This is a genomic window from Clostridium sp. UBA5119, from assembly GCF_002414285.1.
Taxonomy (GTDB): Bacteria; Bacillota; Clostridia; order Clostridiales; family Clostridiaceae; genus Clostridium_J; species Clostridium_J sulfidigenes.
This window is the reverse complement of sequence record NZ_DHYX01000030.1, coordinates 29,788-32,076: the sequence shown is the minus strand read 5'-3', so window position 1 is coordinate 32,076 and position 2,289 is coordinate 29,788. Positions and strand designations below refer to the sequence as shown.

2 protein-coding genes are annotated in these 2,289 nt (G+C 29.1%); both read left to right on the top strand.

Annotated features, from left to right (window positions below):
* Positions 1-1,267: 1,267 nt before the first annotated feature.
* On the top strand, positions 1,268-1,504 hold the full coding sequence (locus tag B2671_RS03680) for a Veg family protein (protein ID WP_035134339.1): 237 nt from the start codon (positions 1,268-1,270) through the stop codon (positions 1,502-1,504).
* A 140-nt stretch (positions 1,505-1,644) separates the two neighbouring features.
* Positions 1,645-2,289, top strand: a 645-nt coding sequence (locus B2671_RS03675; protein ID WP_346869203.1) for a DUF3794 domain-containing protein, incomplete at its 3' end; no start/stop codon positions are given.

The window sequence follows — 2,289 nt, the reverse complement described above, 5'->3', positions numbered from 1 at the left end:
TAAGCAGAGCTACATTTATAGCAGCATTCTGTAGAATGTCACACTACGGAGATTTAAAATGGCATCTTGCTCTTAGTGGAATTAATCCTATTTTCGTCAGCTATGTGAAAAAACACAATCTAGAATTATATAATAGATACTATAGTTATGGATAATCTGATCAATTATTTATGCAAGATAAGAATAGTAAAATAGTAGATGTACCTCACATATCTGCCTTTCTAATATACACAGCGAATATCTGTCTTATTCTATTTTTATCAGAATTCCTTCAGCAGAAAGTATTTCAATTTTGTTTTTTTTATCATGTTTATATAATGATTATCAAGAGCACCATGCTTATAAAGATCTTTAAATCCTGCTACAGCGGGGCCAGTTAATATTATTGAACTATCGTCTCTCCAGAATACGTCCCACCCTTGTGAGTCAGTACTAGGGACTTGGAATAGTTCTTTTTTAAATATAACACAAGTTCCTTTGCTGATCTTTAACTTTGTCGAATTAAGAAACACGGGTTCATTATACACTATTAATGTATTTTTATTGTTTGGTGATTTATATGATACATATGAACCAGAATAACTAAAAAATACATAAATCAGATAAACAACTACAAATATACCTAGCCAATTGCAAGTTTTATTAGTTACCAAAACATATGTTACTGAAACCCCTATATAAATAGCCATATATATATATAAGTATTATTCATAAGAGTGATTCCATTACTACTTAAAACTATAATTATAAAATACGGGGGAATTAAACCCTAGTTTTTGTAGCAATATGATTTTATAGAATCTATTTTGAATAAATAGAAATACTAGTAATAAAACTCCTAGTATTTTTAATTTTGTTCATTTAGTTTCAAGAAACCCATCCGCCACCTTTAACATGAGCTCTTATAATTTTATCTGGATTTTCGTCATCAATAAAATATATCCTTGGGAGGAAGTTTAAACTTATACCACAGCTTTTTTAAAACTCCCATACATTTTCATCTAAAAATATAGATTTATATAGTTATATGTGAATATTCTAAAAAATTCTACACATAATAATGTCAAGTTGGTTTCTGGCCATTATAGCTGAATAAATGACATAGCGTTAAAAAAACAAAATAATACATAAAAATTTAACGAATATTTAACATTGACAAGTATTATTAAAATGTTGTAAAATATTTAGTTTGCTTGACATAAGGAGAGGGAACTGTTATAATAAAGTTGGAAGCCTTTATGGAAATATTAGAAAGAGGGTGTCTACTGTGAAGATGGGAAATGTATTGACTACGATAAAAAAAGATATCGAAAGTCATGTTGGCGAAAAAGTGACATTGAAGGCAAATGGAGGAAGACGTAAAGTAGTAGTAAATGATGGTGTTTTGGAAAAAACATATGACAGTATATTTACAATTAGACTTGATAATAATGTGCAACGTACTGTTAGTTATAGCTATAGTGATGTACTAACAAAAACTGTTCAGCTAGTGTTTGCAGGGTAAAATGAAGAGGTGTTCTTTTAAGAATGCCTCTTTTGTTTTGCATATAATAATTATTCTTTTAAGAAAATTTAATATAAGTAGTTATATTTCATAACATTCTCATATATACATTATTAGTAGGTATTTTAGGAGGGAAAGTTATGGATTTGGATTTGATAAAAGACTATATAGAATATGAGCAATCAATAGCTGAAAATGACACAAAGATGTTCATAAAGGAAGAATATGTTATACCTGATACGCTACCAGATGTGGATAATATACTAATGTTAGATGTAAAGCCTATGATAACAAATAAAGAGGTTGGAACTGATAAGGTAAATTTAGAGGGTCAACTTCAGTATACTATCCTTTATATGGCTAAAGATGGAGGAGCTACTGAAGCTCATTCAGTAGTATATAACGGTAACATTTTTGAGTCTATTGACATGATTGGTGCCCAATCAAATATGTATTGCGATATAGAGCTAAACATTGAACATATGGATTGTGTTATTATTAATGAAAGAAAGATAGCTATTCAAGGGTTTATTATATGTAAGTGCAATGGATATAATATAAATTCCTTTGAGATAGTTAAAGATGTACATGAAGGAAAGGATATTCAGTTTTTAAAGAACCCTATGACTGTAGATAAGGTTATGGAACCTATAGAAACTGAATTAGTTGGAAAAGCAGAAGTTAAAATAGACATGGATAAAAATGAGTGTCTAAAGGTTATAAAATATGACGTTACTATTGGTAAGAAGGATGTAAGAATATATGATGGTGGACTCAAGATAGAG